The 22,235-nt window shown below is 41.2% G+C and carries 17 protein-coding genes and 2 pseudogenes; 2 read left to right on the forward strand and 17 right to left on the reverse strand.

Annotated features, from left to right (window positions below; translation table 11 throughout):
• Positions 1-255 (forward strand): transposase (locus tag SST62_RS0106135; protein WP_029186671.1); only part of this gene is annotated, 255 nt, incomplete at its 5' end.
• A gap of 921 nt (positions 256-1,176) precedes the next feature.
• Here SST62_RS0106135 and SST62_RS0106140 read toward each other — a convergent pair.
• The 16 genes and pseudogenes from SST62_RS0106140 to gyrA all read right to left on the reverse strand — a co-directional run bounded on the left by SST62_RS0106140 (position 1,177) and on the right by gyrA (position 20,564).
• A complete protein-coding gene (locus SST62_RS0106140) occupies positions 1,177-2,643 on the reverse strand; it encodes a glucosyltransferase domain-containing protein (protein WP_029186672.1) in 1,467 nt (488 codons plus the stop codon).
• A 19-nt stretch (positions 2,644-2,662) separates the two neighbouring features.
• On the reverse strand, positions 2,663-4,495 hold the full coding sequence (locus tag SST62_RS0106145; protein ID WP_029186673.1) for a glucosyltransferase domain-containing protein: 1,833 nt from the start codon (positions 4,493-4,495) through the stop codon (positions 2,663-2,665).
• 113 nt (positions 4,496-4,608) lie between these two features.
• Positions 4,609-6,087, reverse strand: a complete 1,479-nt coding sequence (locus SST62_RS0106150) for a nucleotide sugar dehydrogenase (RefSeq protein ID WP_029186674.1) — start codon at positions 6,085-6,087, stop codon at positions 4,609-4,611.
• A gap of 116 nt (positions 6,088-6,203) precedes the next feature.
• Positions 6,204-7,700: a polysaccharide biosynthesis C-terminal domain-containing protein gene (locus tag SST62_RS0106155; RefSeq protein WP_029186675.1), complete on the reverse strand. Its 1,497-nt coding sequence runs from the start codon at positions 7,698-7,700 to the stop codon at positions 6,204-6,206.
• Positions 7,697-8,728, reverse strand: coding sequence for a glycosyltransferase family 2 protein (locus SST62_RS1000000111910; protein WP_029186676.1), 1,032 nt, complete (start codon positions 8,726-8,728; stop codon positions 7,697-7,699). Before SST62_RS1000000111910 ends, SST62_RS0106155 begins: the two co-directional genes overlap by 4 nt.
• 2 nt (positions 8,729-8,730) lie before the next feature.
• On the reverse strand, positions 8,731-9,732 hold the full coding sequence (locus tag SST62_RS0106165) for a glycosyltransferase family 2 protein (protein WP_029186677.1): 1,002 nt from the start codon (positions 9,730-9,732) through the stop codon (positions 8,731-8,733).
• A gap of 2 nt (positions 9,733-9,734) precedes the next feature.
• Positions 9,735-10,733, reverse strand: a complete 999-nt coding sequence (locus SST62_RS1000000111915; protein WP_029186678.1) for a glycosyltransferase family 2 protein — start codon at positions 10,731-10,733, stop codon at positions 9,735-9,737.
• The gene (locus SST62_RS0106175; protein WP_029186679.1) at positions 10,730-11,752 is read right to left on the reverse strand and encodes a glycosyltransferase family 2 protein; all 1,023 of its coding nucleotides are present in this window, start codon (positions 11,750-11,752) and stop codon (positions 10,730-10,732) included. The genes SST62_RS1000000111915 and SST62_RS0106175 overlap by 4 nt, the downstream gene beginning before the upstream one ends.
• Positions 11,749-12,753: a glycosyltransferase family 2 protein gene (locus tag SST62_RS1000000111920; protein WP_029186680.1), complete on the reverse strand. Its 1,005-nt coding sequence runs from the start codon at positions 12,751-12,753 to the stop codon at positions 11,749-11,751. Before SST62_RS1000000111920 ends, SST62_RS0106175 begins: the two co-directional genes overlap by 4 nt.
• On the reverse strand, positions 12,743-13,693 hold the full coding sequence (locus SST62_RS0106185; RefSeq protein WP_194283587.1) for a capsular polysaccharide synthesis protein: 951 nt from the start codon (positions 13,691-13,693) through the stop codon (positions 12,743-12,745). The genes SST62_RS1000000111920 and SST62_RS0106185 overlap by 11 nt, the downstream gene beginning before the upstream one ends.
• A gap of 70 nt (positions 13,694-13,763) precedes the next feature.
• Positions 13,764-14,426: a glycosyltransferase gene (locus SST62_RS01000000111580; RefSeq protein ID WP_194283588.1), complete on the reverse strand. Its 663-nt coding sequence runs from the start codon at positions 14,424-14,426 to the stop codon at positions 13,764-13,766.
• A complete protein-coding gene (locus tag SST62_RS1000000111925) occupies positions 14,381-14,587 on the reverse strand; it encodes a hypothetical protein (protein ID WP_029186683.1) in 207 nt (68 codons plus the stop codon). Before SST62_RS1000000111925 ends, SST62_RS01000000111580 begins: the two co-directional genes overlap by 46 nt.
• A 361-nt stretch (positions 14,588-14,948) precedes the next feature.
• Positions 14,949-15,585: pseudogene (gene galE, locus SST62_RS01000000111585) on the reverse strand (UDP-glucose 4-epimerase GalE); the annotation flags it as partial.
• Positions 15,586-16,051: 466 nt separating this feature from the next.
• Positions 16,052-17,139 (reverse strand): annotated as a pseudogene (locus SST62_RS1000000112895) (IS630 family transposase); the annotation flags it as partial.
• Positions 17,140-17,363: 224 nt separating this feature from the next.
• Positions 17,364-18,113, reverse strand: a complete 750-nt coding sequence (locus SST62_RS0106210; protein WP_024385286.1) for a class A sortase — start codon at positions 18,111-18,113, stop codon at positions 17,364-17,366.
• 6 nt (positions 18,114-18,119) lie between these two features.
• Positions 18,120-20,564, reverse strand: coding sequence for a DNA gyrase subunit A (gene gyrA, locus SST62_RS0106215; protein WP_029186685.1), 2,445 nt, complete (start codon positions 20,562-20,564; stop codon positions 18,120-18,122).
• A 188-nt stretch (positions 20,565-20,752) separates the two neighbouring features.
• On the opposite strand from gyrA, the gene SST62_RS0106220 reads away from it, so the two are divergent.
• A complete protein-coding gene (locus tag SST62_RS0106220; protein ID WP_002940816.1) occupies positions 20,753-21,736 on the forward strand; it encodes an L-lactate dehydrogenase in 984 nt (327 codons plus the stop codon).
• Between the two features lie 42 nt (positions 21,737-21,778).
• Here the strand turns inward: SST62_RS0106220 and SST62_RS1000000112240 are convergent, their stop codons facing one another.
• On the reverse strand, positions 21,779-22,150 hold the full coding sequence (locus tag SST62_RS1000000112240) for a dihydrofolate reductase family protein (protein WP_079267443.1): 372 nt from the start codon (positions 22,148-22,150) through the stop codon (positions 21,779-21,781).
• Between the last annotated feature and the right edge of the window lie 85 nt (positions 22,151-22,235).

Below are 22,235 nucleotides of genomic sequence, written 5' to 3' on the forward strand. Positions count from 1 at the left end.
ACTAAGACCTATTCCGTTACGATTAAGAGTCATGAGCATCTTTTTCAAAAACGATTCCAGGAAACACCTTACTTAAAAGAAATGGCAAGAAACCGTTACAAGATTGAAGCCAAAAATGCGGAATTGAAACAAAGACATGGTCTTGATGTCGCCAGAGCATCAGGTCTTTTCAACATGGAATTACAAGCAGCCACCACCATATTTATAGTCAATATGAAGCGAATTATGACCTTAATAGACCAAAAGGAAGAGTAGAAAAATAAGAATTCTCCCAATCATTTAGGAGAATTCCTATTTTTTATAAGAGTCGGAGTAACTGGAGACTTTTTCAGTGGGCTCGGTTTTTCAGCTCTTTTTATAAAACCAAAGAATCTCTCCTCAGTTTTATACCACTTCTTTATTCGATTTTGATTGCCTTGAACAGTGAAAAGGGCTGGGGATAGCCCTTTTCAGCTTATCTCCTGAAAATAGGAAAGAGATAAAGAAAGGGAGTGGGAAAGAACTCGACCATTCATAGAAGAGTTCCCCTCACTTCCAAATATGTAGGTTCGGGCTAAAATAGTCCACTGGACTATTTTGACACAAACTTCGTTTGTTTTATTTCCGCGCTCAAACAGTCACTACTCTGACTGTTTGACCTCCCATCCCCGTACAGCTCCAACTGTCTGGGAGACAGTTGGAGGTTGGAAATAAGGCGAACTCTGTTCGCATCAGTCGTAGAGGTCAGATTTGGAGTGTGAAACACGAAGTGCTGAGATTTGCAAAGCAAATCCTATCTCCCACCTTTAACAGTCTCCCAGACTGTTAAATCCAATCAACCACTGCGCTGAGATGTTGACACGAACTCTGACTAGTGGAGCTGGGCTTTTTGCCCAGCCTCTATGTGTTAGCTTTTCATCTACCCACTACAGTTTTATTTACGTTAAAATAAGGTAAAATAAGACTTCGTCATCATCTTGGATATATAAAAATCGCAAAGGTAGACCAATTGGTGACCAAAAAATACTCTACATATGCAGGGAAGTAGCTCGTGGGAAGTACTCTCAGATCAAAGACAAAGTCGCTAGAATGACATTTCTAACGACTTTCAGAATGAAGACAAACATCAATCGAGATATTTGTCTTTTTTCCATCTTCTAGCCTAAATTTTTTTCTAAATATAGAGGACATTTCCCCTCAATACACCGCCATATGAATGGTATCACCTTTGATGATGATTTGGTCTGGTGAGAAGGTTGACCAGTCCTTGCTTTTAAAATAGGCTTTTATAGCGGAATCCTTCTCTGTTTTTTCAAGCTTTTCCCCTGTCATATACGTATAGATTGAAAATGGGTCGAGATTTGTAACGGGGCTTTTCATTAAATTCCCCGTGTTAAGTATTCCCGAATGACTATCTATAAAGTCTGTATATTGATTGTCCAGCTGAGGATCTGCATCTGTATATATTGCTCGCTTTGTTACTTTTATCTGCGTCTTTTCCTCATAGTCACGAACCATTTGCTGTACCACCTGCATACGGTTTTGGTCCAACTGGGTGACGACTATCTGTTGTAAAAATATTTTGTTAAATGTCAGCGAAAGGACTGCTAGATAGAGGGTGACTAGTGTACCTTTGACTAGCTTAGCCTTTTTGAAGTCTAGTCTAGCCAATAATAAGAATAGACCAATCAAACAAGCAGCCGAATACGTAGACCGAGCACCTGAACCAGCTTTTGTAACCAAACTTAGGGCACATGGCAAAAGAAACAATAAAGGAAGAGCCAGCAAGATAAGCTTCGCTCTTGTCTTCTCAGCTGCTGTCCCTTTAAGTTGTCGTTTCACTCTCCAAAGGAGATAGCCAATGGCAAGCAAAAGGGAAAACAAGAGAAAACCATCGGGACCAATGTTGAAACCTAAAATATATGATTTAATCAAACTTTTTAAAAGTTGTAACATTCGAGCGACTAGTCCGAGATTTTCAAGATTAAATCGACCAATGCCGAAGAGTTTTAGGTAAAAAAGTGAAACAAGACCACTCACGACAAATGGGATAGAGGAGATGAGAAAGCTACGAATAGCAGTCTTAACATCTCGTTTTTCCACCGCAAAACACAGACAAAGCATCAAGTACAAGGAAGTAAAGGACTGGTAGGTGAGCATGGATACTGTCGCTAAAACGGTAGAAACCAGGAGCCAGTGCGTGACCGGTTTGCAAATCCGTATATAAGTGGCAAGAATAGCCATCAATAAAGCAAACATCATCATACCACGTTCAACAAATAAAAAATAGCTGATAATAAAGGGATTGACCAAGATGATTAATGACAAAAAAGGAGCCATCAAAGAGGAAGCTCCCTCAGTCTTTTCAAACAATCTCGCTAAACACCACACAGACAAGCCCAGAAAACAAAGTGCTAAACAACTTGAGATAAGCAAATAGAGTTCTGGCGCTTGATGCAGACTCCCCATCAGGATAAAGAATAAAGAAATAAAGGGACGACCATTTCTACGAGACATGTTGATGGCACTTTCCATCCATGTGCGATTAAAATGAATATACGTATCAGCTGTAAAACTCGGATAGAAACTCAATCCAAGGACGAGTAGCAGGAACAGGATTACCCCCCCTGCTACTATTTTTTTATTGTTTTCTTTTGTAGACATGCAATCTCCTTCTCATTTATCATTCAATCAGCTTTCCATCTTCCTTCAAGCGAATGTAAATCATCTTATCATCCCCATAGATAGTGTGGTAGTATGTGTCCACTAGCATAGGAAGATGGGTTAATGTAGGAAGTAGCTTGTCGGGTATCCCATCAATTGTTTGCACAGTAGGCAAGTGACTCAGCTTTCTACGATCCCAATACTCATTATGACTGATTGCTAACATTGGGTAGGCAAGAAACTGCTTTTTTAAGGTCGGTGGCGCAGAAATCCTTCCAAGAAAATATACATCTACTGTCTCTTTATTCTTAACCTGTGGTAAGTGACTCAAATCCTCATAGACCAACTGAAGACGGAAGTTTCTATAGTCATCAATAGTCGCTAGAGCATTTCCATAGACCAGAGCATAGACAAAAAAGCTGTAGGCAAGGACAAGAATTGGTAAACGAAAAACAGGTCGTCCCCCCTGCTCTACTAAAACCACTCCACAGAGGACGACAACGACTGCTAAACCGTACATGGCACGAGTATGTGTCTGCGGTTCTACCAGAATGGGGTAGAAACCAAAAGATAGTAACAACATCAAGACAAGCGAGACAAGAGGTAGGCTAAATCCAATAAGATTTCTCTTTTTACGAATAAAGTACACTAGGAAACTTCCAAAAATGACCAAAGTGGAAATAAGCCACAAAGGGGTAAAACCATCCAATACCTTGCTAAAATAAGCTGTGTAATTTTTTAGGAGAAACTCAGGAATCTCCGAAAGAGCAGGAATACTTACATCAAGATAATCTTTACGAGGAGCAATCATAACAACTAGATAGAAGTACAGAGCACCTGCTCCATATCCTAACAGCGACTGCCAGAAGAAGTCAACTAACTCCTGATGCCAGCCCTTCTCCTGCCACATTCTCAGGAGTGATAGGATGACTAGCATGGGAAAAATCCCAAAAGAAGCCTGGTAGGATGTCATGACCAGTAAGCTTCCAAGAAAACAAGCTAAGACATACCATCTAGCACCTGAAAATCGAAACACAAGCGGAAAAACTGCCGCAAGAATCGAAAAAGCCATAAAAGGAGCATCAAATTTATAGCTAAGATTGACGATGAAAAAAGGATTTAATCCCAAAGGTACAAGTGCTGCTACTTCCCAAATCGTAAATACCTTTCGCTTATAAAGCAGACCTAATAGGAGGATACCAACAAGAGATAGGATAGCTACTGCTAGAATCTGACTATAGGGAGAGACATCGACCGCAAACTTGCCTCCAAAAAAATAAATAGAACTTCTATCCGTAAAAAAGCGACTCCAATCATCCCAACCTCGATTACCTCTAAAAAATCGTCCTTGATCATCATTATAGTAGACATTTGCTCTCAAAAGGGCACTAATCCCAAGGAGATAAATGCCAAACAGGATGGCAAAGCTTTTCTTCGCCGAAAAGACCCACTTCTTCTTGCTCACTACTTCACATGACAAACTCTGCCACCAATTGACTAGCAGTCTATGAAAATGTGACAAAACCTGAGCAATAATCGGAATAGCAAGAATCCTAAGAATGTTAGTGGTGATAAAGCTAATCCCCATCCCATCAAAAAGTTTTGTCACCATCCCCCCTACAATCAAGACTGCTAGAGGGAGGTAAGTCGCATAGCGAGACCAATCATAGATTGACCCTAGCCCATTCTCTTCTGTTATATATATATATATATATGCAGTCGCTATCGCTCCCAACATCATCAGCAAAGCCCACGGTGAGCGGTGAGTGACTGTCAGCATGAAAAAGGCTGACAGCGATAGCAAACTCGCCCATCTAGGCGGAATGATTTTCTGAACGTTCTTTAAAATCATGGGTTTCCTTTCTGAATATTAAGACGTTTTTCTTACACACTCCATCAACTTTGAAACAAGTAAACAAGAGAATTGGTGTAGAAGCTACCTCCCCATTCTTTTATCTTTTTCATCTAATCTCTCCTAAAAATATCTCTGGTGTAGACCTTATCTGCTACATCATCTAAAACAGCATCGTAGCGGTTAGCGATGATGGCATGGCTTTTCTTTTTGAAGCTGGCTAGATGATTGACCACCTTAGAGCCAAAAAAGTGGCTACCATTTTCCAAGGTCGGCTCGTAGACGATGACCTGTGCTCCCTTGGCTTTTATCCGCTTCATCACGCCTTGAATGGCACTCTGTCTGAAATTATCCGACTGACTCTTCATGGTTAAGCGGTAAATCCCAATCACCAAGTCTTTCTCATTCTCCTGATTATAGCTTCCATGGTCAGTGTAATCATAGTAACCAGCCATTTTCAGCACCTGATCTGCGATAAAATCCTTTCTTGTCCGATTGGCTTCGACAATAGCAGACATCATGTTTTGAGGTACTTCATTGTAATTAGCTAGTAACTGCTTGGTATCTTTTGGTAAACAGTAACCACCATAGCCAAATGACGGATTGTTGTAGTGTTGACCAATCCGTGGGTCCAAGCCGATACCAGTAATAATAGCCTGAGTATCCAAGCCTTTCAACTCTGCGTAGGTATCCAGTTCATTAAAATACGACACACGAAGCGCTAGATAGGTATTGGCAAAAAGCTTCACTGCTTCTGCTTCTGTCGCACCCATCTGTAGCAGTGGCGTATCATTCAAGGCTGCATGAGCTAATAAAGTAGCAAACTGGCTAGAAAGCTCCTGAACCTCTTCACTGTCTGTAGCTTCGCAAGATACGATAATGCGTGATGGATAGAGATTATCGTATAGTGCTTTTGATTCTCTCAAAAACTCTGGACTAAAGAGGATACGATCCGTTTGGAACTGTTCACGCATCCGCTGGGTAAAACCAACTGGCACTGTAGACTTGATGACCATAACCGCCTGTGGGTTGACAGCCCTAACAAGGGCAATCACCGCCTCGACATGACTCGTATCAAAATAATTTTTCGCACTATCGTAGTTTGTCGGAGCAGCAATCACGACAAAATCTGCTTCCGCATAGGCCGTCTCAGCATCCAAGGTCGCTGTCATGCTCAAGTCCTTTTCAGCCAGATAGGCTTTAATATAGTCATCCTGGATGGGAGAACGACCAGCCTGTAAAAGCGCCACCTTTTCCTCCACGACATCTACTGCGGTGACATCATGGTATTGTGCCATCAGGACAGCCAAGGAGAGGCCGACATAACCAGTCCCAGCCACAGCAATCTTCATCCGAGAAGGGATGTCTCGCTCTTTCTTTTTCTCCACATAAAAATCCGTCACATCACATGCCAATGCCTGAGCCAGCAACTCCAGCTGAGCAAGACTGGGAGTATGTTCTCCCTGCTCAATACGACTGATGACAGAGCGATTGATGCCTGTCCTATCAGCTACATCTTGCTGCGAAAGGTTGTCTTGACGACGTTTGTTTAGTAATGTACTAGCTAAAACTGCTAATGAAAATTGTTTCATCACATCTATCTCCTAACATGATTGATTAAATCTATTATACATTTTGTGACGAAAACAATCAAATCGTGAATCTATTGCGATATTTATTCACAAAAATGTTTCATTTAAGAACACCCTCACCCGAATACTCTTGCTACAAGTTTTTTCGTTAGTTGTCGAAATTCCTGACTCAAGATCCAGTTACAGACAAATAAGAGTACGGCTACATAGACAAGTGCTGCAACCCCTGGAAGGATAAAATCGAGATAGCTCGTGACCTGAAATGGATATAGAAATTGAAAAGACAAGCCTACCACCACGATAAACAAAGCACCGCCAACACTCATCAAAAAAGATTTTTTACCATCTATATAGAGTATCTCTCGGCTCAGATAGTGATTATTGTAAAATAGGCGGTATAAATTGGCAACGACTGCTGCTACCGCTAAGCCCACCAGACCAACGGATAAGAATAAAACAAGAGACAAGACGATGAGCACTATTGACTCAAAAATAAAACTCTTTCGATTCCTTTCCCAATGCCCTGCCGCCTTAAAAACATAGGAAGACATCGTCCGTGCATTTTGTAAAAAGTCAGCCACAAGGTAAACATAGGCAAAGAGAGGTTGTACATAGTCTGCCCCTGAAAATTTTCTCGCATAGTGAGATAAAAATGCCATGAAGAGACAAGCCGCCACCGTATAGATAAAAACAAACCAATTATGCCAGAGATAGACCTGATGCTGGTAACTCTTTCGCGTTTCCTCGATTGATTTTGTGGCTAACTGATGCCCCAAAACAAAGTCCAGATTATTAAAAGCTGTTATAGCTAGACTGCTAAACATAGAGACAAATCTCGTATAGAGCGTAAAAACGGACACCAGAGCTAGCCCATTGAAATACGAAATAATAAAAATAGCACTGGAGTTTCGAGTGGTATAAAGGATATGGTCAATGACCGCCAGAGGGGTATTTTTCAAAGGGATAACTTCTGTCGATTCATTCTTGAGAAAAGGATAGTGTCGCTTCACATACAGCCAGATTAGGATAGGAGTTAGCAAGCCTAGTCCAGCCATCAAGCTCTTATAGCCAAGATAGGAAATTCCAGCTGTTACAGCCACAATCACAGAAAGCTGCGTCACGACCCGTATCCCAATACCGATGCTCATGGATACATAGGACTTCCCATCTGCCCGAAGCAACATCCGATGCTTGCGGCGAAACATATACTCTACAAACGTACCGAATGCTGAAATAAGAGTCAATACAAGTATGGTCCAGCGGTCAAACGGCATCTGGATAATAAAGGGCAAACCAATCCCAACCAAAAGAGCATACAGTGCAAACATCAACCCTTGCCGCCTGAAAAACTGATCCGCAGAACTCAAAATCGCATTGACTTTCTTATAGTCCTTATCCGCCAAAGGTTTGTAAAGCTGAGCCTGGACAATGGTCGGAACGCTAGAGTCAAAGGCAGCAAAATAACCCAGATAGGCTGACAAGGTAGCCCCCAACCCTCTCAAATCTGACCCAAAATGACTGATAATCAACCCAGGAGCAATTAAGCCAAATACAATCCCAACCAGTTGAGAAAGATAGGAGGTTAAAACCGTTCTAAAAATCTTTTTTTTCATCTTTGTTTTCTCAACTTCCATATCTTTCTAGCATACCAATGATACCCTATCGCAAGATGATAGTGGTGTTTGGCAACGAGCTTCACCAGCTTTTTATAGCGGTGAAAGATGGGCATCGTATCTAGATAGTCAACACTCTCTTGAAAGTAAGGAGATTGGCCTAATTGCTTTAAAAACAGATATTTTTCAGTGTAACTTCCACTGCTTCGTAAGCCTTTTTTCAGCAACTTCACCTGATTGCGAAGGGCGACTTCTCGCAGAGATTGTTGATAAATATTTCTCTCTTCCAAAGGATAAGCCTGTAACCGCTCAAAAAGAAGAGCATTGAGGTAGCTTCTAATCTGGTAACGCTTGGCTAGCGTAAGTGACATAAACTTGCTCTCCTCGTATATCCGATGAAAATAAAGATTTTCCCCAAGATAATAGGGCGACTGACATTTTTCAAAGAGGACAATCGTAGGCAAGACATCTCCGAATATAGTTGGATAATGCTCGCCACATTCCTCTACTGTAGGAGCTAACTCACGTTTAAACGCCTTGTACCACATAGCAGACCCATACTGACTGTAATACCATGAGAGCAAGTCTTTTTTAGCAATCCTCTCAGACGACGTAAAAGGAAAGTCCTTACAGGCCACCTCAAAATCTGCCTGCTCTGAAAAATTATATAACACCATATCGGCATGGGTCTCTACTACTAAGTTATAAATCTGCTCCAGACAGTCCTTGCGAAGGAGGTCATCATGGTCAAGACTGACGATATAGCGACCTTTTGAAGCTTGATAACCTGTCAAACGAGATGCCAGCTCCCCTTTATTGACCGCATGCGATAGGATACGCAAGGGCTGGTCTAACCGCTCCTGAAACTCTTGGCTGATACTGACCGTCCTATCTGTCGAACAATCATCCACCAAAACAATCTCAAAATCTTGAAAAGTCTGATAACGACAGGATTCTAAAGCCTGTTCCAGATAAACTTCGCCATTGTAAACAGGAATATTGATCGAAAAAAAAGGTCTGTGACTCATTTTCAAAATAACCTTCTCCAAATTCTTGATAGGTAGGTAGTGAGATACGCTACTGACGCTAAAATAGGGTAACGATGAACTGTAAACCAGCAACGTTGCTGAGGAGTGACTGCAGCAAACTCCAGATAGGCCAGGCTCTGCTGAAAGGCAGCAGAGGAACGCACATGCCTTAATCGTTTCAAAAAATCAAGGTAATTCTTCGCTGCTGAAAGGTAGAGAGCGGAAAACCAGCTCACTCGACGAACCATGCTGGACTTTACAACATCACCAAGTTTTTTATACTTTTCTTGAAAATAAAGCTCTAGTTCCACTTTTGAGTCAAAAAAATATGTGTCCAGTGTATTACTCAAACTATTTGGAACCTGTCGATAAAAATAATAGGCTTCGTCAATAGAAAGTGGTTTCTGAGCATGCTCCATCACATACGCAGAAACAACGGCATCCGTACCTGTTCGAAAGTCAGGCAAGTCCTTGTAAAAATCAGTAGGCGGGCAAAGCGAACGGTGAAAGACTTTAGTCCACAGTGTCATCAGATTCCCTTTACTAAAAAAAGCATCTAACACTTGCTTAGGGTCTAAAATCTCATCTGTTGGAAAGAGACAGGGTCTTTTTTTCCTTGAAAAATCAGCTTTGATTGAATAATTTGTCAACACTAGATCCGCACCCGTCTTCTGTATCCGCTGAAAGACTCCTTCAAGATAGTCATGTCTCATCTTATCGTCAGCGTCAATACAGAGGATGTAGTTTCCTCTAGCTTTTTCCATCCCTAAAGCACGCGCAACCAATGACCCCTGATGGTGGCCTTCAATCAAGGTTATCTGCTTCTCATACCGCTTCTGAAAGTCTGTGACAATCGCCACACTACCATCATCTGACCCATCATCAACCGCTATCAATTCAAAGTCTTGGTTGGTCTGCCCAAATACAGCATCCAAAGCCTCTACCAGATGAGGCTCAGCATTGTAAATCGGCATGATAATCGAAAAAAAGGGGGTATGACTCATTTTCAAAATAACCTTCTCCAAATTTTTAATAGATAGGGAACAACATATGCTAACGGGTCTAGGATGGGATAGCGATGAACGGTAAACCAGCGGCGTTGGTAGCGAGTGACTTCGTCAAAATTCAGGTAGACCAAGCTTTGCTGAAAGACAGCAGAGGAACGCACATGCCTTAATCGTTTCAAAAAATCAAGATAATTCTTCGCCGCTCGAAGGTAGAGAGTGGAAAACCAACTTACACGACGAACCATACTGACTTTTACAACATCGCCAAGTTCCTTGTACTTTTCTTGAAAATAAAGCTCTAGTACCACTTTTGAATCAAAAAAATTTGCGTCCAAAGTGTTACTCAAACTATTTAGAACCTTACGATAAAAATAATAGGCTTCGGCAATAGAAAGTGGTCTCTGAGCATGCTCAATCACATAGGCAGAAACAACGGCATCCGTACCCGTTCGAAAGTCAGGCAAGTCCTTGTAAAAACCAGCAGGTGGACAAAGGGAACGGTGAAAGACTTTGCTCCACAATGTCCTCAGATGCCCTCTTCTAAAAAAAGTATCCAACACTTCTTGCGAATCTAGTAGCTCGTCCGTTGGAAAGAGGCAGGGGCGTTCTTTGTTGGAAAAATCATCATAGATAGAATAATTAGTCAATACCAAATCAGCACCAGTCTTTTGTATCCGCTGGAAGACCCCCTCAAGATAATCACGTCTCATCTTATCATCTGCATCAATGCAGAGAATATAGTCACCTTTAGCCCTTTCCATTCCTATGGCACGTGCAACTAACGACCCCTGATGAGGACTTTGAATCAAGGTCAGTTGCTTCTCATATCGCTTCTGAAACGCTTTGACAATCACCACACTGCTATCATGTGAGCCATCATCAACCGCTATCAATTCAAAGTCTTGGAGGGTCTGTTCAAAAACAGCATCCAAAGCCTCTACCAGATAGGATTCAGCATTGTAGATTGGCATGATAATAGAAAAAAACAGTTTATTCATCTAGCCTCCCTTTGCAGATACCATTTTCTGATGCGTCCCAATGGAAAATACAACAATAACATTGGGTGTGTCAAACGATGCTCAACAAGATACAAGAATACCTTATCACTAAAACGCAATTTTGCGGAACTCCCAACTGCTATCGCTCTCTTGAAAAACAAAGATTCCTTGATATGCTGAGTATTTTTTAATATATCACTTAAAGGACTTGAGAGCAGTAATCGTTTTCCTGACCAAGAAACACGTCTCATCAAACGTTCCGCCATCTCCACTGGCAAATCTGTCGCGTATTTTTCATAAAAATACCAATCTGAAAAGGCTACGGAGTCAAAATGTTTTACCGTGTAAGAGTTACTGAGGCTACTTGGCACAAATCGATAATAATAGAGTGCCTCATCAAGAACAACAACATGATGGATGTTTGAAAAAATGGCTTCAATAGTCACTAAGTCAGAACCACATACTAATCGCTGAAAAGACCCAAAAAAGTGGTCATCTGGTAAAAAACATGACTGAAAGACCGTACACCACAAGGTCATTAGCACACGATTTGCCAGTATCATCTCTTTCACAACCTCTGGTCCAGTCATCTGACGATGAACATAAGGAGTGTAATCAACAGGCTTTTGTGAAAAATCTATCCGACGAGAAGAGTTAATCACCACAGCCTCTGCCTGCGTCTCATCAATCGTTTGCCTAACCATTTCTAAATAATCCGCTCTCAAGACATCATCCGCATCCATGCACAGGCAATACTGACCTCTCACCTCTGCCATGCCTGTCGCACGTGTCAAAAGTAAGCCCTTGTTTTCAGGATGAGAGTAGAGGCGGACTTTATCCTGATGCGAAGCGACAAACTCCTGACAAATCGTCTCGGACTGGTCAGTCGAGGCATCATTGACCAAAATCAACTCAAAATCCTGATAGGTCTGATGTAATACAGACTCAATCGCCTCTGATAAAAAGGGGTCCGCATTATAAATTGGCATGACAATCGAGAAAAAGGGATTGGTCTTCATAATAGCCTCCTTAAACGCTTACTATACCAATTGATAGCCAAAAGTAAATGTAGGATTCGGTAGTTCAAGAGCAAGAGAAATAGGCGGTCATACTGTGACAGCGTGTTCTTCTCCACTCCCATGACTTTCCTAAAAACGAGAGACTGACGAATCACCCTTACTCTATCACACACTTCCTTGAAGGATTTACTTTTTAGCAACACTTTTTTGGTATACCAGAGAAATCTCCTTACCAAATATGCATCCATTTTTTCTGGAAATTTCTGGTAATAGATATGATACAAAGACAAATCTGTCTGGGCACATTCTTCAAAATCTATTTCGTTAAAATTAAAATTTAAGCTAGTAGACACCTGACGGTAATAATAGAGAGCTTCATCTAAAACAATCGCTCTTTCTATCCTTGCCGAAATATGATGCAAGGTAATCCGATCCACACTCCGAACAAAGTGCCCAAATTGCTGGTAAAAAGCTTCATCAGGTATAAAAGAAGTCTTAAACACCAATTGCCATACAGTTGTCAACTGAGACTTTTCCAGAAGTAGTTCTTCAATGACTTCCAAACCTGTCATTTGACGATTCAGAAAAGGACTAAAATCTCTCCGCTTGATAGAAAAATTAGCCTCCATCGAAAAATTGATTACCACAGCATCTACCTGCATCTCATCAATCGTTTTCTTAACAAGCTCTAGATAGTCTACCCGTAAGACATCATCCGCATCCATGCACAGGCAATACTGACCTCGTACTTCTTCCATACCTGTCGCACGTGTCAGAAGTAAGCCCTTATTTTCAGGATGAGAGTAGAGGCGGACTTTGTCCTGATGCGAAGCGACAAACTCCTGACAAATCGTCTCGGACTGGTCAGTCGAGGCATCATTGACCAAAATCAACTCAAAATCCTGATAGGTCTGAGCTAGAACAGACATAATCGCCTCAGTTAAATAGAGCTCCGCATTATAGACTGGCATGACAATCGAGAAAAAAGGCTTAGTCTTCATTGGTCTCCTTTACGTTTGGAAAAAATGGACGATAAATCATATCCGCATAACTGCCATCGAGAATGGATTTACGATAAAATTTCCAAGAAAATTTCACTATGGGACTTGTCTCTAGCACTTCTTGCCATCGCTTCTCATCAAATGGTTCATTAAAATGAACAGACACGAAATCTCTATTTTCAATCCCAGAAACAATAGGCAGATAATCAATCACCTCTCGAAACTCAGGATGAAGCCGGTAATGAATATCTTGAAATAAATCAATCGTATAGTTGATAGGATTATCTACCTGACTAAAATAGTAAAGCAAACAATCACGAATATAGTGTACATGAGGATTTCCCTTCTTTGCAGAAAAACAAAACGAAGTCCACCGCCCTTGCTCTATCCAATATAGATAATAGTTTCTGACACTTTCAATCTGATGTCGAAAGGCAAAAAAATCATTTGCAAACAAATGACTGTCTAATTGGTCAGTGACATAAAGTGTTGCATCCATCCAAACGCCACCATGCTGGGCAAGCAGAGCATAGCGAACATAGTTTGAAAAAGGGGTAAACGCCATCTTTTTCCGTGACATCTTCTCCAGCAAAATCTCTGGAATCGCTAGATAATCAGCCAGATTATCCTTTGTCAAGAGGATGTGCTGGTAGCCATTTTTCTGTGCAAAGCGTTTTTGACTCTCAATCGCATGGCGACAGACTGCGGGAAGCTCCGACTCACCCTGCCACCACAAGGTCCAGATGATTGGTGTTAGGGAGTCAGCTGTATTGTCATTCTCTAAATAAGCAGAAAACGGAGACAAGTGACGAGTAACTGTCTTCTCATAAAAACGTGAATGAACTCGCCACTTTAGACGCGAAAGCTGCATTCCCAAAAAGGAAGATGGCTTTATGGCCTCTTCAGCCCCAAACTTTGTCAGAACTTTAAACAAAGCCATACTCGGCGACTGTCTGAATACAGTCATAAATTTTCCGACATTCCTTATCATCTAGCGACAAACTCCTTTTCTATCTTCGTAGCATATACTTATAAAATGCCCTTTGTACACGTAAAGGAAGAATCACCATCATCAAGTGAAGAAGACTTACCGATAGAAAATCCCAAGCTGTCATCTCCTGCCGTCGATAGGAAGCATACCGCAACCGTATCAGTTGCATGAGACTCGTCCAAGATTTCCGCCTTTTCAAGGTATCGCGGTTAAAGCGGAAGTCAAGCAAAATCTCAGGGATATTGGCCGCACGATAGCCATGATGAAGCATCCGCAACCACAAATCCCAATCTTGATTGTAGCGAATGGTAGGATTATATCCACCAACTGCATCAACCGCTGATTTGCGAAACATGACACTTGAGTGATTAAATGGATTTCTTCGTTTCGAAAAATTCACAATCGCCTCGTGATTAAGGGGAACTTTTCGGATACTCAGTGATTCACTAGTCGTTTCTTCAAATTCTGATACATAACTTCCTACAAGCGAAAGCGTAGGGTCACTTTCAAAACAGCTCACTTGCTTTTCGCACCGCTCCTGTCGTGAGACATCATCTGCATCCATACGAGCAATCAAGTCTGTCTTAGCAACTGATAAACCAGCCATCAGAGCCGTAGCCAGTCCCGAATGTTTCTCTAAAACCACTTCAACAATGGGAATTTGTGCATTTTTTTTCGGCAATCATTGATAACATCTTGTAAAATAGCTGGAACAGGTCCATCTTTTACAATGATACATTCCTCTGCTGGATAGGTTTGTGAAAGCATACTTTCTATCGCCTCACGAAAATGGTCTGGATTATCTTCCCGCCACACCGCTAATAAAATCGAATACGGCTCCATGTTCCTCCTTAAACTATTTTTAGAACCTGCATTTACAGTTCAGCACTTCTATCTAAAACTCCTTTTTCATCTTCTCACCCCCGCACAGCTCACAAGGTTCAGTGAACCTTGTGAGGTTGGAAATGAAGCGAACTCTGTTCGCAACAGTCGTAGAGGTCAGATTTGGAGTGTAAAACACGAATTGCTGAGATTTGTTTCACAAATCCTATCTCCAACCTTTAACAGTCCACTGGACTGTTAAAGCCAATCAACCACTGCGCTGAGATGTTGACACGAACTCTGAGAAGTGGCATTAGTCTCAAAAACTGCTTTGATTAGCAAAAAATTTTCTTACATAAAAGCACGAGACATGTGAATAGGGAAGCTGACCAATAGCGACCTGTGTGATATAGGGAAGCAAATTATTAGGGATGTCTTGTGGACTTTCTCCTAGTAATCCCGACTGATGAGCACCTATAGGATTAAAATACCTTAACAGGGTTATCTTCCAAGTCTGATCTGAGTGGTACAAATCACGCAAAATATTCTCAAGCATCACTTTTGTTCTACCGTATGGATTGGTTACAGAAAGTTTTGCATCTTCTGGAATAGGATTTATCTCAGGAGCTCCGTACACTGTGGCTGAAGAACTAAATATTATCTTTTTACAATTGTACTGTCGCATCACCTCGAGTAATGTCAACGTTCCTGCCACATTATTTTGATAATATTCCAAAGGTATTTCAACTGATTCTCCAACAGCCTTTAGCCCTGCAAAATGTATAACAGCTTATATACTGTTCCTGTTTGAAAATATTCTCCAACAATCCCTTATCACGAATATCACCTTGGTAAAATGTTAAAGATTTTCCTGTAACTGTTTCGATAGCCACCAAACTTTTCTTGCTGGAGTTAATCAAGTTATCAATCACAACAACATCATAGCCTGCTTCAAGTAACGCTATGCAAGTATGAGAACCAATATAACCACAGCCACCTGTAACTAATATTTTCTGCACATTTTAATCCTTCCATTTTATTAACAGCAATGCTACCAGTATACCCCCCCCCCGTCATTTTGTCAAATTTTCAACCCACGCCGCAGGACAAACGCATGAAGAAAATGCATGTAACCATACTGTTAGAAGACTAAATTCAGAAATACGAAAAGTATTAAAATTCGCTAAACGAGACAAACTTTCCATTACCGATTTTACTGACGGAGTTACCATCGCAGGACAAGCTAGTCGGAAAGTCAAAACTGAAAAAGCTATCACAAGTACTGTTGATTACTATAAGCTTCTATCAACTTGAAAATATAGCATAAACAAGGAATACAATATTCTTGACTACTTGCTCTATCTTCAATTAAAAACAGGTCTACGCTTTGGTGAAGTCTTAGGTTTATACTCATTCAATTTCAAAATCTGAACAAACCCATTTTCTATGGACAATACTTTTTAGATTCTCACTATTTAACCCTCAAATGATTTCTTGGAGCTTATCAATGACTGATTCCAATGTTTGAAAGGCTCTGTTCTTAAAGCCACGTTTCCGGATTTCTGCCCAAACTTGTTCAATGGGATTCATCTCTGGGGTATATGGTGGTATGAATGTAAATTCAATATTATCAGGAATTTCAAGTGTCTGAGATTTATGCCAATTTGCATTGTTCATGACTAAAATGATGTAGTCATTGGGATAAGCTTCTGATAATTGTCGTAAAAATTCATTCACCCAAGCGGTATTACAACCATCAGCTATCACCAGCTATTATGAAGAAAGATTCACCTGTATGGGCATCTACCGCACCATAGCAGTAACGAAATTCGCGGATGTGATGACTTGAGATATTCGGACGGTGCTTTTTAGGGCTCCAACATGCCCCTAGTTTACTAATCCAACCAACCCCTGCCTCATCTTGATACAAAAAGTCTGCTGGGAGCAGACTTTTTCCTGAGCTCGGAAATTGGAAAGCGAAGACGGGTTTGCTTATAGGAATTTTGTCCAAGAAACCGCTTACCCAGCTTTTCCTTGTACAAAGATTTTATTTTTAGACGCCAGAATCGTTTGGCGTCTGCTTTCTTTGGATGTTCTGGACGGGGGCTAACTTTTGTTGCTTACTGCGTAAGCTTTATTTCCCGTCTCAAAGAATCTTTTGATTCTTTGACCCATCCATGACGTTTCAATAGTTGGTAGAAACCATCTTTAGTTGTCGTGCGACCAATTTTATCTTGATAAGCTCTATAAAGGGATTCAACAGTTACAAATTCTCCATTTACAGCAGAAGTTAACTGCTCACTCAAGAAGGCTTGTTCTTCTTCAACTGTCATATAAGAGTGGCGACGACCTCCTCTAGCATCTGAGGTAAGCCCTGTTAAGCCATGTTCTTGATATTTCTTAGTCAGTCTCCAAACCGTATCATGTGAGACATCAAGCATATCCATAATGGATTTGTAGGGAGTATGGATAGCCCTGAGATATACTGCTTGAATACGTTTGTGATAAGGTGCTAAGTTTTTATCTTTTAGAGCTGTTTTGAGCTCTTTAATCATTTCGTTAGTAAATTCCATGTTTCTATTATACTTCAGTTTTTGAAATTAGTTGAGTATAAGAAATTAGTCCAAGATAATAGAGATAAAAATAAAAACACAAATAGTTCGGCTGGATTTCATTAAATCAGCTTGAATCTATCTGTGTTTTAAACATAAGGAAAGAGAGAACGCATTTCGTCCTCTCTAGGTGTTAGCTTTTCATCTACCCACTACAGTTGACAAAGAGCCAATATATAGATGTTTTATTGTCCATAATCATACTGATTATAACTCTTATTGAAGGAATCTAAGATGTCTTTTGCAGTTTCATTATATGGAGTTGTTGATTCAAGAACTCCTTTTACAATGATACGTTGTGTTGCATTATAGTCCGTACATGTTACCAAGGTAACTTCTGTACGTCCTTCTACATCATCAATGACATAGACACTTTCAGGCGAAACAATTTCCACACTATCAATAACGTAGGTGTAAACATTGGTCTTGTCAGTAATATAGATTTTCATGCCATTTTTAGCACGATCAAGCGGTGAAAAGAGAACATCTGCCGCACCAGTTACACCAAAAATATGGTGGCTGGCCAACGCATAATTTCCTTTCCCCATCTCTTGGTTTTCCTTCATGGTACCAGCTCCATACATGAGCGAAGTATTGAAGACCCCTTTAAAAATAGGAAGGTTGATACCAAGCTCGGGAACCGCAATTCCACCAATTACAGGTAAGCGTTGTGCATCCCACTGAGCTGCTAAAATAGCCTCTGTAGAAATAGATTGAACCTGATCGAAATCAAATGTTGTTTCAGCCTGTTTATTCTTTTCGATATCCTCTGTCGTAACATTGCTAATCTGGTATTTATTCGTATTCCAGCCGATAATAAAATTACGGATAGAGGTGTTGAATATCAACGCTAGGGAAATCAGTATCAATACAACTGTTAAAAGATTGCGCCAAAAAGAACCTTTACGCTTCTTCTTTTTTTCACGTTTTGACATGATTATTTATTCCTTTTCTTCTTTAATTTCGGCAGCATCTACCAAGGCAAAGGTCATGATTTTCGCTTCATCATTTAGACGCATAACTTTTACACCCATGGTTGAACGACCTGTTTGTGAAATATTGGCAACACTTGTACGAATAATCACACCTGTATCAGTAATGACCATAATGTCTTCATCACCAGATACAGTTGTCAAACCTGCCAGAGAACCGTTTTTCTCAGCAACTTTAAGGGTCTTAATCCCCTTACCACCACGACCTTTTGTTGGGTACTCGCTGGCTGGGGTACGCTTACCAAAACCTTTTTCTGTCAAGACCAGGACTTCCTGATCATCTGAAATCATAGTCGCCCCTACCAGCTGGTCTCCCTCACGTAAATTGATACCACGAACGCCCGTCGCAGTACGGCCCATATTACGAACATCTGTTTCTGTAAAACGCACAGAGTAGCCAAATTTGGTTCCCATGATAACATCTGCCTGACCATTTGTCAAGAAAACGTTAATCAGCTCGTCATCTTCTTTTAGATTCAGTGCCTTAAGACCACTTTGACGGATGTTGGCAAATTCTGAAACGCTAGTCCGCTTGACTACACCTTGACGGGTTGCAAAGAAGAGATAGCTATCTGCTTCCTGGTCCTTGGTTACGTTAATAATAGTCTGAATAGACTCATTTTCTTCCAACTTGAGCAAGTTGACAACTGGCAAGCCTTTAGCCGTACGGCCATATTCTGGAATTTCATACCCTTTCAAGCGATAAACTCGACCTTTGTTGGTAAAGAACAAAAGGCGATCATGAGTGCTAGTTGAAACCAACTCACGTACAAAATCATCATCCTTGACGCCAGTTCCTTGAACTCCACGTCCTCCACGCTTCTGAGCTTGAAACTCATCCTGTGCCAAACGCTTGATGTAGCCTTGGTTTGACAGGGTAATCAAGACATCCGTTTCTTCAATCAAGTCCTCATCTTCAAGTGAAAGAACTTCACCGACCATCAATTCTGTACGACGTGGGTCTGCATATTTACGTTTGACTTCTTCTAATTCGTCTTTAATAATCTGAACAACACGCTCAGGCTTAGCTAGAATATCAGCCAAATCTGCAATCAATGCCACTAACTCATCATATTCTGATTGAATCTTGTCGCGTTCCAAACCTGTCAAACGACGAAGACGCATATCAAGAATAGCCTGACTCTGACGTTCAGAAAGGTCAAATTTCTCCATCAATTCAGCTTGAGCAATAGCATCAGTTTCTGAATTACGGATAATGCGAATGACTTCATCAATATGGTCAAGAGCAATCAGCAAGCCTTCTAAAATATGGGCACGCGCTTCTGCTTTTTCCTTATCAAATTGCGTACGACGAGTGACGACTTCCTTCTGGTGTTCAATATAGGATTCTAAAATCTGACGGACAGATAATATTTTCGGCACACCATTTTGGATGGCCAACATGTTGAAACTAAAGTTGGTTTGAAGCTGGGTTTGCTTGAATAAATTATTCAAAATAACGTTGGCAGAAGCATCACGGCGAACTTCGATAACAAATCGTACACCTTCGCGGTTGGATTCATCCCGAACAGCTGTAATCCCGTCGATGCGCTTTTCTTGCACCAATTTGACAATGTGCTCTTGTACTTTGGACTTATTGACCATGTAAGGGAACTCGGTTACGACAATTCTCTCACGGCCATTGCCATATTCTTCAATCTCTGTACGAGAACGGAGGGTAATAGAGCCTTTCCCAGTCTCATAGGCCCGGTGAATACCAGATTTCCCCATAACCAAGGCACCAGTTGGAAAATCAGGACCAGGCAAGACTTCCATGATTTCACGAGTGGTTACCTCTGGATTGTCCATGACCAACTTAACAGCTTCGATTGTCTCACCTAAGTTATGTGGCGGAATATTGGTCGCCATACCGACAGCGATACCTGTCGTTCCGTTTACTAGCAGGTTGGGGAAACGGGCTGGTAGGACCTCTGGCTCACGCTCACTAGCATCGTAGTTGTCCACAAAGTTTACAGTGTTTTTGTTTATATCACGGAGCATTTCTAAAGCAATCTTACTCATGCGTGCCTCTGTATAACGCTGGGCAGCGGCTCCGTCACCGTCCATGGAACCAAAGTTTCCGTGTCCATCTACCAACATATGACGATAAGACCACCATTGCGCCATACGGACCATAGCCTCATAAATGGCACTATCACCGTGTGGGTGATATTTACCCATAACATCCCCTGTGATACGGGCTGATTTCTTATGTGGTTTATCTGGAGTAATACCTAATTCGTTCATCCCATACAGAATACGGCGATGAACTGGTTTCAGACCGTCACGCACATCTGGTAAAGCACGCGAAACGATAACACTCATCGCATAGTCAATGAAGGACGACTTCATCTCGTTGGTCAGATTAACCGTTACTAAGTTTTTATCTTGCATTATATGCCTCTTTCAACAGTCATTGTGATTCAATTATACCATATTTCGGGATAAAATTCTTTGTTGGAAACTAGCATGTAAACATTTTCAAAGCCCCTTTCACAAGTGACAAAACCTTTAAAAAGTGCTAGAATGGAATATGGTCGGGATGAAGTCATCCCCAAATAAAACTAAGGAGATGTTTAGCAATGACTGCAACTAAACAACACAAAAAAGTAATCCTTGTCGGTGACGGTGCCGTAGGTTCTGCTTATGCTTATGCTCTTGTTAACCAAGGGATTGGTCAAGAATTGGGTATCATTGATATCAACAAAGACCGTACTCAAGGTGATGCAGAAGACTTGAGCCACGCATTGGCCTTCACATTCCCTAAAAAAATCTACTCTGCTGAGTATTCAGATGCTCATGACGCAGACTTGGTTGTATTGACAGCTGGTTTGCCACAAAAACCAGGTGAAACTCGCCTTGAATTGGTAGAGAAAAACCTTCGTATCAACCAACAAATCGTTACAGAAATCGTTAACTCTGGTTTCAACGGTATCTTCCTTGTTGCTGCTAACCCTGTTGATGTATTGACTTACTCAACTTGGAAATTCTCTGGTTTCCCTAAAGAGCGTGTTATCGGTTCTGGTACTTCTCTTGACTCAGCTCGTTTCCGTCAAGCATTGGCTGAGAAAATCGGTATCGACGCACGTTCAGTTCACGCTTACATCATGGGTGAGCACGGTGACTCAGAATTTGCAGTTTGGTCACATGCCAACGTTGCTGGTGTGAAATTGTACGACTGGTTGCAAGATAACCGCGATATTGATGAGCAAGGTCTTGTTGACTTGTTTGTATCTGTTCGTGATGCAGCCTACTCAATCATCAACAAAAAAGGCGCAACTTACTACGGTATCGGTGTTGCACTTGCACGTATCACTAAAGCAATCTTTGATGATGAAAATGCAGTACTTCCATTGTCAGTTTACCAAGCTGGTCAATACGAAGGTGTTGAAGATGTCTTCATCGGTCAACCTGCTATCATCGGTGCCCACGGTATCGTTCGTCCAGTCAATATCCCGTTGAGCGAAGCTGAATTGCAAAAAATGCAAGCATCTGCTAAACAATTGAAAGACATCATCGATGATGCTTTCGCAAACCCAGAAATTGCAGCTGGTGTAAAAAACTAATTATATAAAATAGTAAAAAAGGTGAGCAATAGCTCGCCTTTTTTACTTTCTAATATCATAACGTAACATAGCAATTCCATCTGTGACAGTTGACTCTACCAAGAGCAATTTCTTTTCTTCCAAAAGTGAGGCAAAAAGTGGAATACCGTCACCCAAAATAGTAGGAATAATCCCAATAATAAGGTGATCAATCACTCCCGCCTCTAAACAGTCCTGAACCAGACTTGCCCCACCAAACAACCAAATATCTCCACCTTCTTGAGAGCGAAGTTCCATAATCTCCCCGATGACGTCCCTTACGAAACGCACATTACCATAGTCCGTCTGCTCAGTATGACTCGCAACGATAAATTGCTTTTCCTGATGTCCTTCAATCATTTCCAACGGACAATCTTCTAATGATTTTCTCCCCATCGAGGCTGGGAAAAAAGCCCAGCACCGCTTCTCAAAGTTAGTGTCAACATCTCAGCGCAGTGGTTGATTGGCAGATTTGTTCGTG

Origin of the sequence: Streptococcus suis YS56 (assembly GCF_000440115.1) — a bacterium.
In the GTDB taxonomy this organism is placed as follows: Bacteria; Bacillota; Bacilli; order Lactobacillales; family Streptococcaceae; genus Streptococcus; species Streptococcus suis_L.

What these genes read in the sequence shown, in the direction of transcription:
- SST62_RS0106165 (WP_029186677.1), bottom strand. Translation starts at nt 9,732, where the DNA reads ATGAGTCATACCCCCTTTTTTTCGATTATCATGCCGATTTACAATGCT.
- SST62_RS0106220 (WP_002940816.1), top strand. Translation starts at nt 20,753, where the DNA reads ATGACTGCAACTAAACAACACAAAAAAGTAATCCTTGTCGGTGACGGT.
- SST62_RS0106145 (WP_029186673.1), bottom strand. Translation starts at nt 4,495, where the DNA reads ATGATTTTAAAGAACGTTCAGAAAATCATTCCGCCTAGATGGGCGAGT.
- SST62_RS0106175 (WP_029186679.1), bottom strand. Translation starts at nt 11,752, where the DNA reads ATGAAGACCAATCCCTTTTTCTCGATTGTCATGCCAATTTATAATGCG.
- SST62_RS0106140 (WP_029186672.1), bottom strand. Translation starts at nt 2,643, where the DNA reads ATGTCTACAAAAGAAAACAATAAAAAAATAGTAGCAGGGGGGGTAATC.
- SST62_RS1000000111910 (WP_029186676.1), bottom strand. Translation starts at nt 8,728, where the DNA reads ATGAGTCACAGACCTTTTTTTTCGATCAATATTCCTGTTTACAATGGC.
- SST62_RS1000000111925 (WP_029186683.1), bottom strand. Translation starts at nt 14,587, where the DNA reads ATGGAGCCGTATTCGATTTTATTAGCGGTGTGGCGGGAAGATAATCCA.
- SST62_RS1000000111920 (WP_029186680.1), bottom strand. Translation starts at nt 12,753, where the DNA reads ATGAAGACTAAGCCTTTTTTCTCGATTGTCATGCCAGTCTATAATGCG.
- SST62_RS0106210 (WP_024385286.1), bottom strand. Translation starts at nt 18,113, where the DNA reads ATGTCAAAACGTGAAAAAAAGAAGAAGCGTAAAGGTTCTTTTTGGCGC.
- gyrA (WP_029186685.1), bottom strand. Translation starts at nt 20,564, where the DNA reads ATGCAAGATAAAAACTTAGTAACGGTTAATCTGACCAACGAGATGAAG.
- SST62_RS1000000111915 (WP_029186678.1), bottom strand. Translation starts at nt 10,733, where the DNA reads ATGAATAAACTGTTTTTTTCTATTATCATGCCAATCTACAATGCTGAA.
- SST62_RS0106155 (WP_029186675.1), bottom strand. Translation starts at nt 7,700, where the DNA reads ATGAAAAAAAAGATTTTTAGAACGGTTTTAACCTCCTATCTTTCTCAA.
- SST62_RS1000000112240 (WP_079267443.1), bottom strand. Translation starts at nt 22,150, where the DNA reads ATGGGGAGAAAATCATTAGAAGATTGTCCGTTGGAAATGATTGAAGGA.
- SST62_RS0106150 (WP_029186674.1), bottom strand. Translation starts at nt 6,087, where the DNA reads ATGAAACAATTTTCATTAGCAGTTTTAGCTAGTACATTACTAAACAAA.
- SST62_RS0106185 (WP_194283587.1), bottom strand. Translation starts at nt 13,693, where the DNA reads ATGGCTTTGTTTAAAGTTCTGACAAAGTTTGGGGCTGAAGAGGCCATA.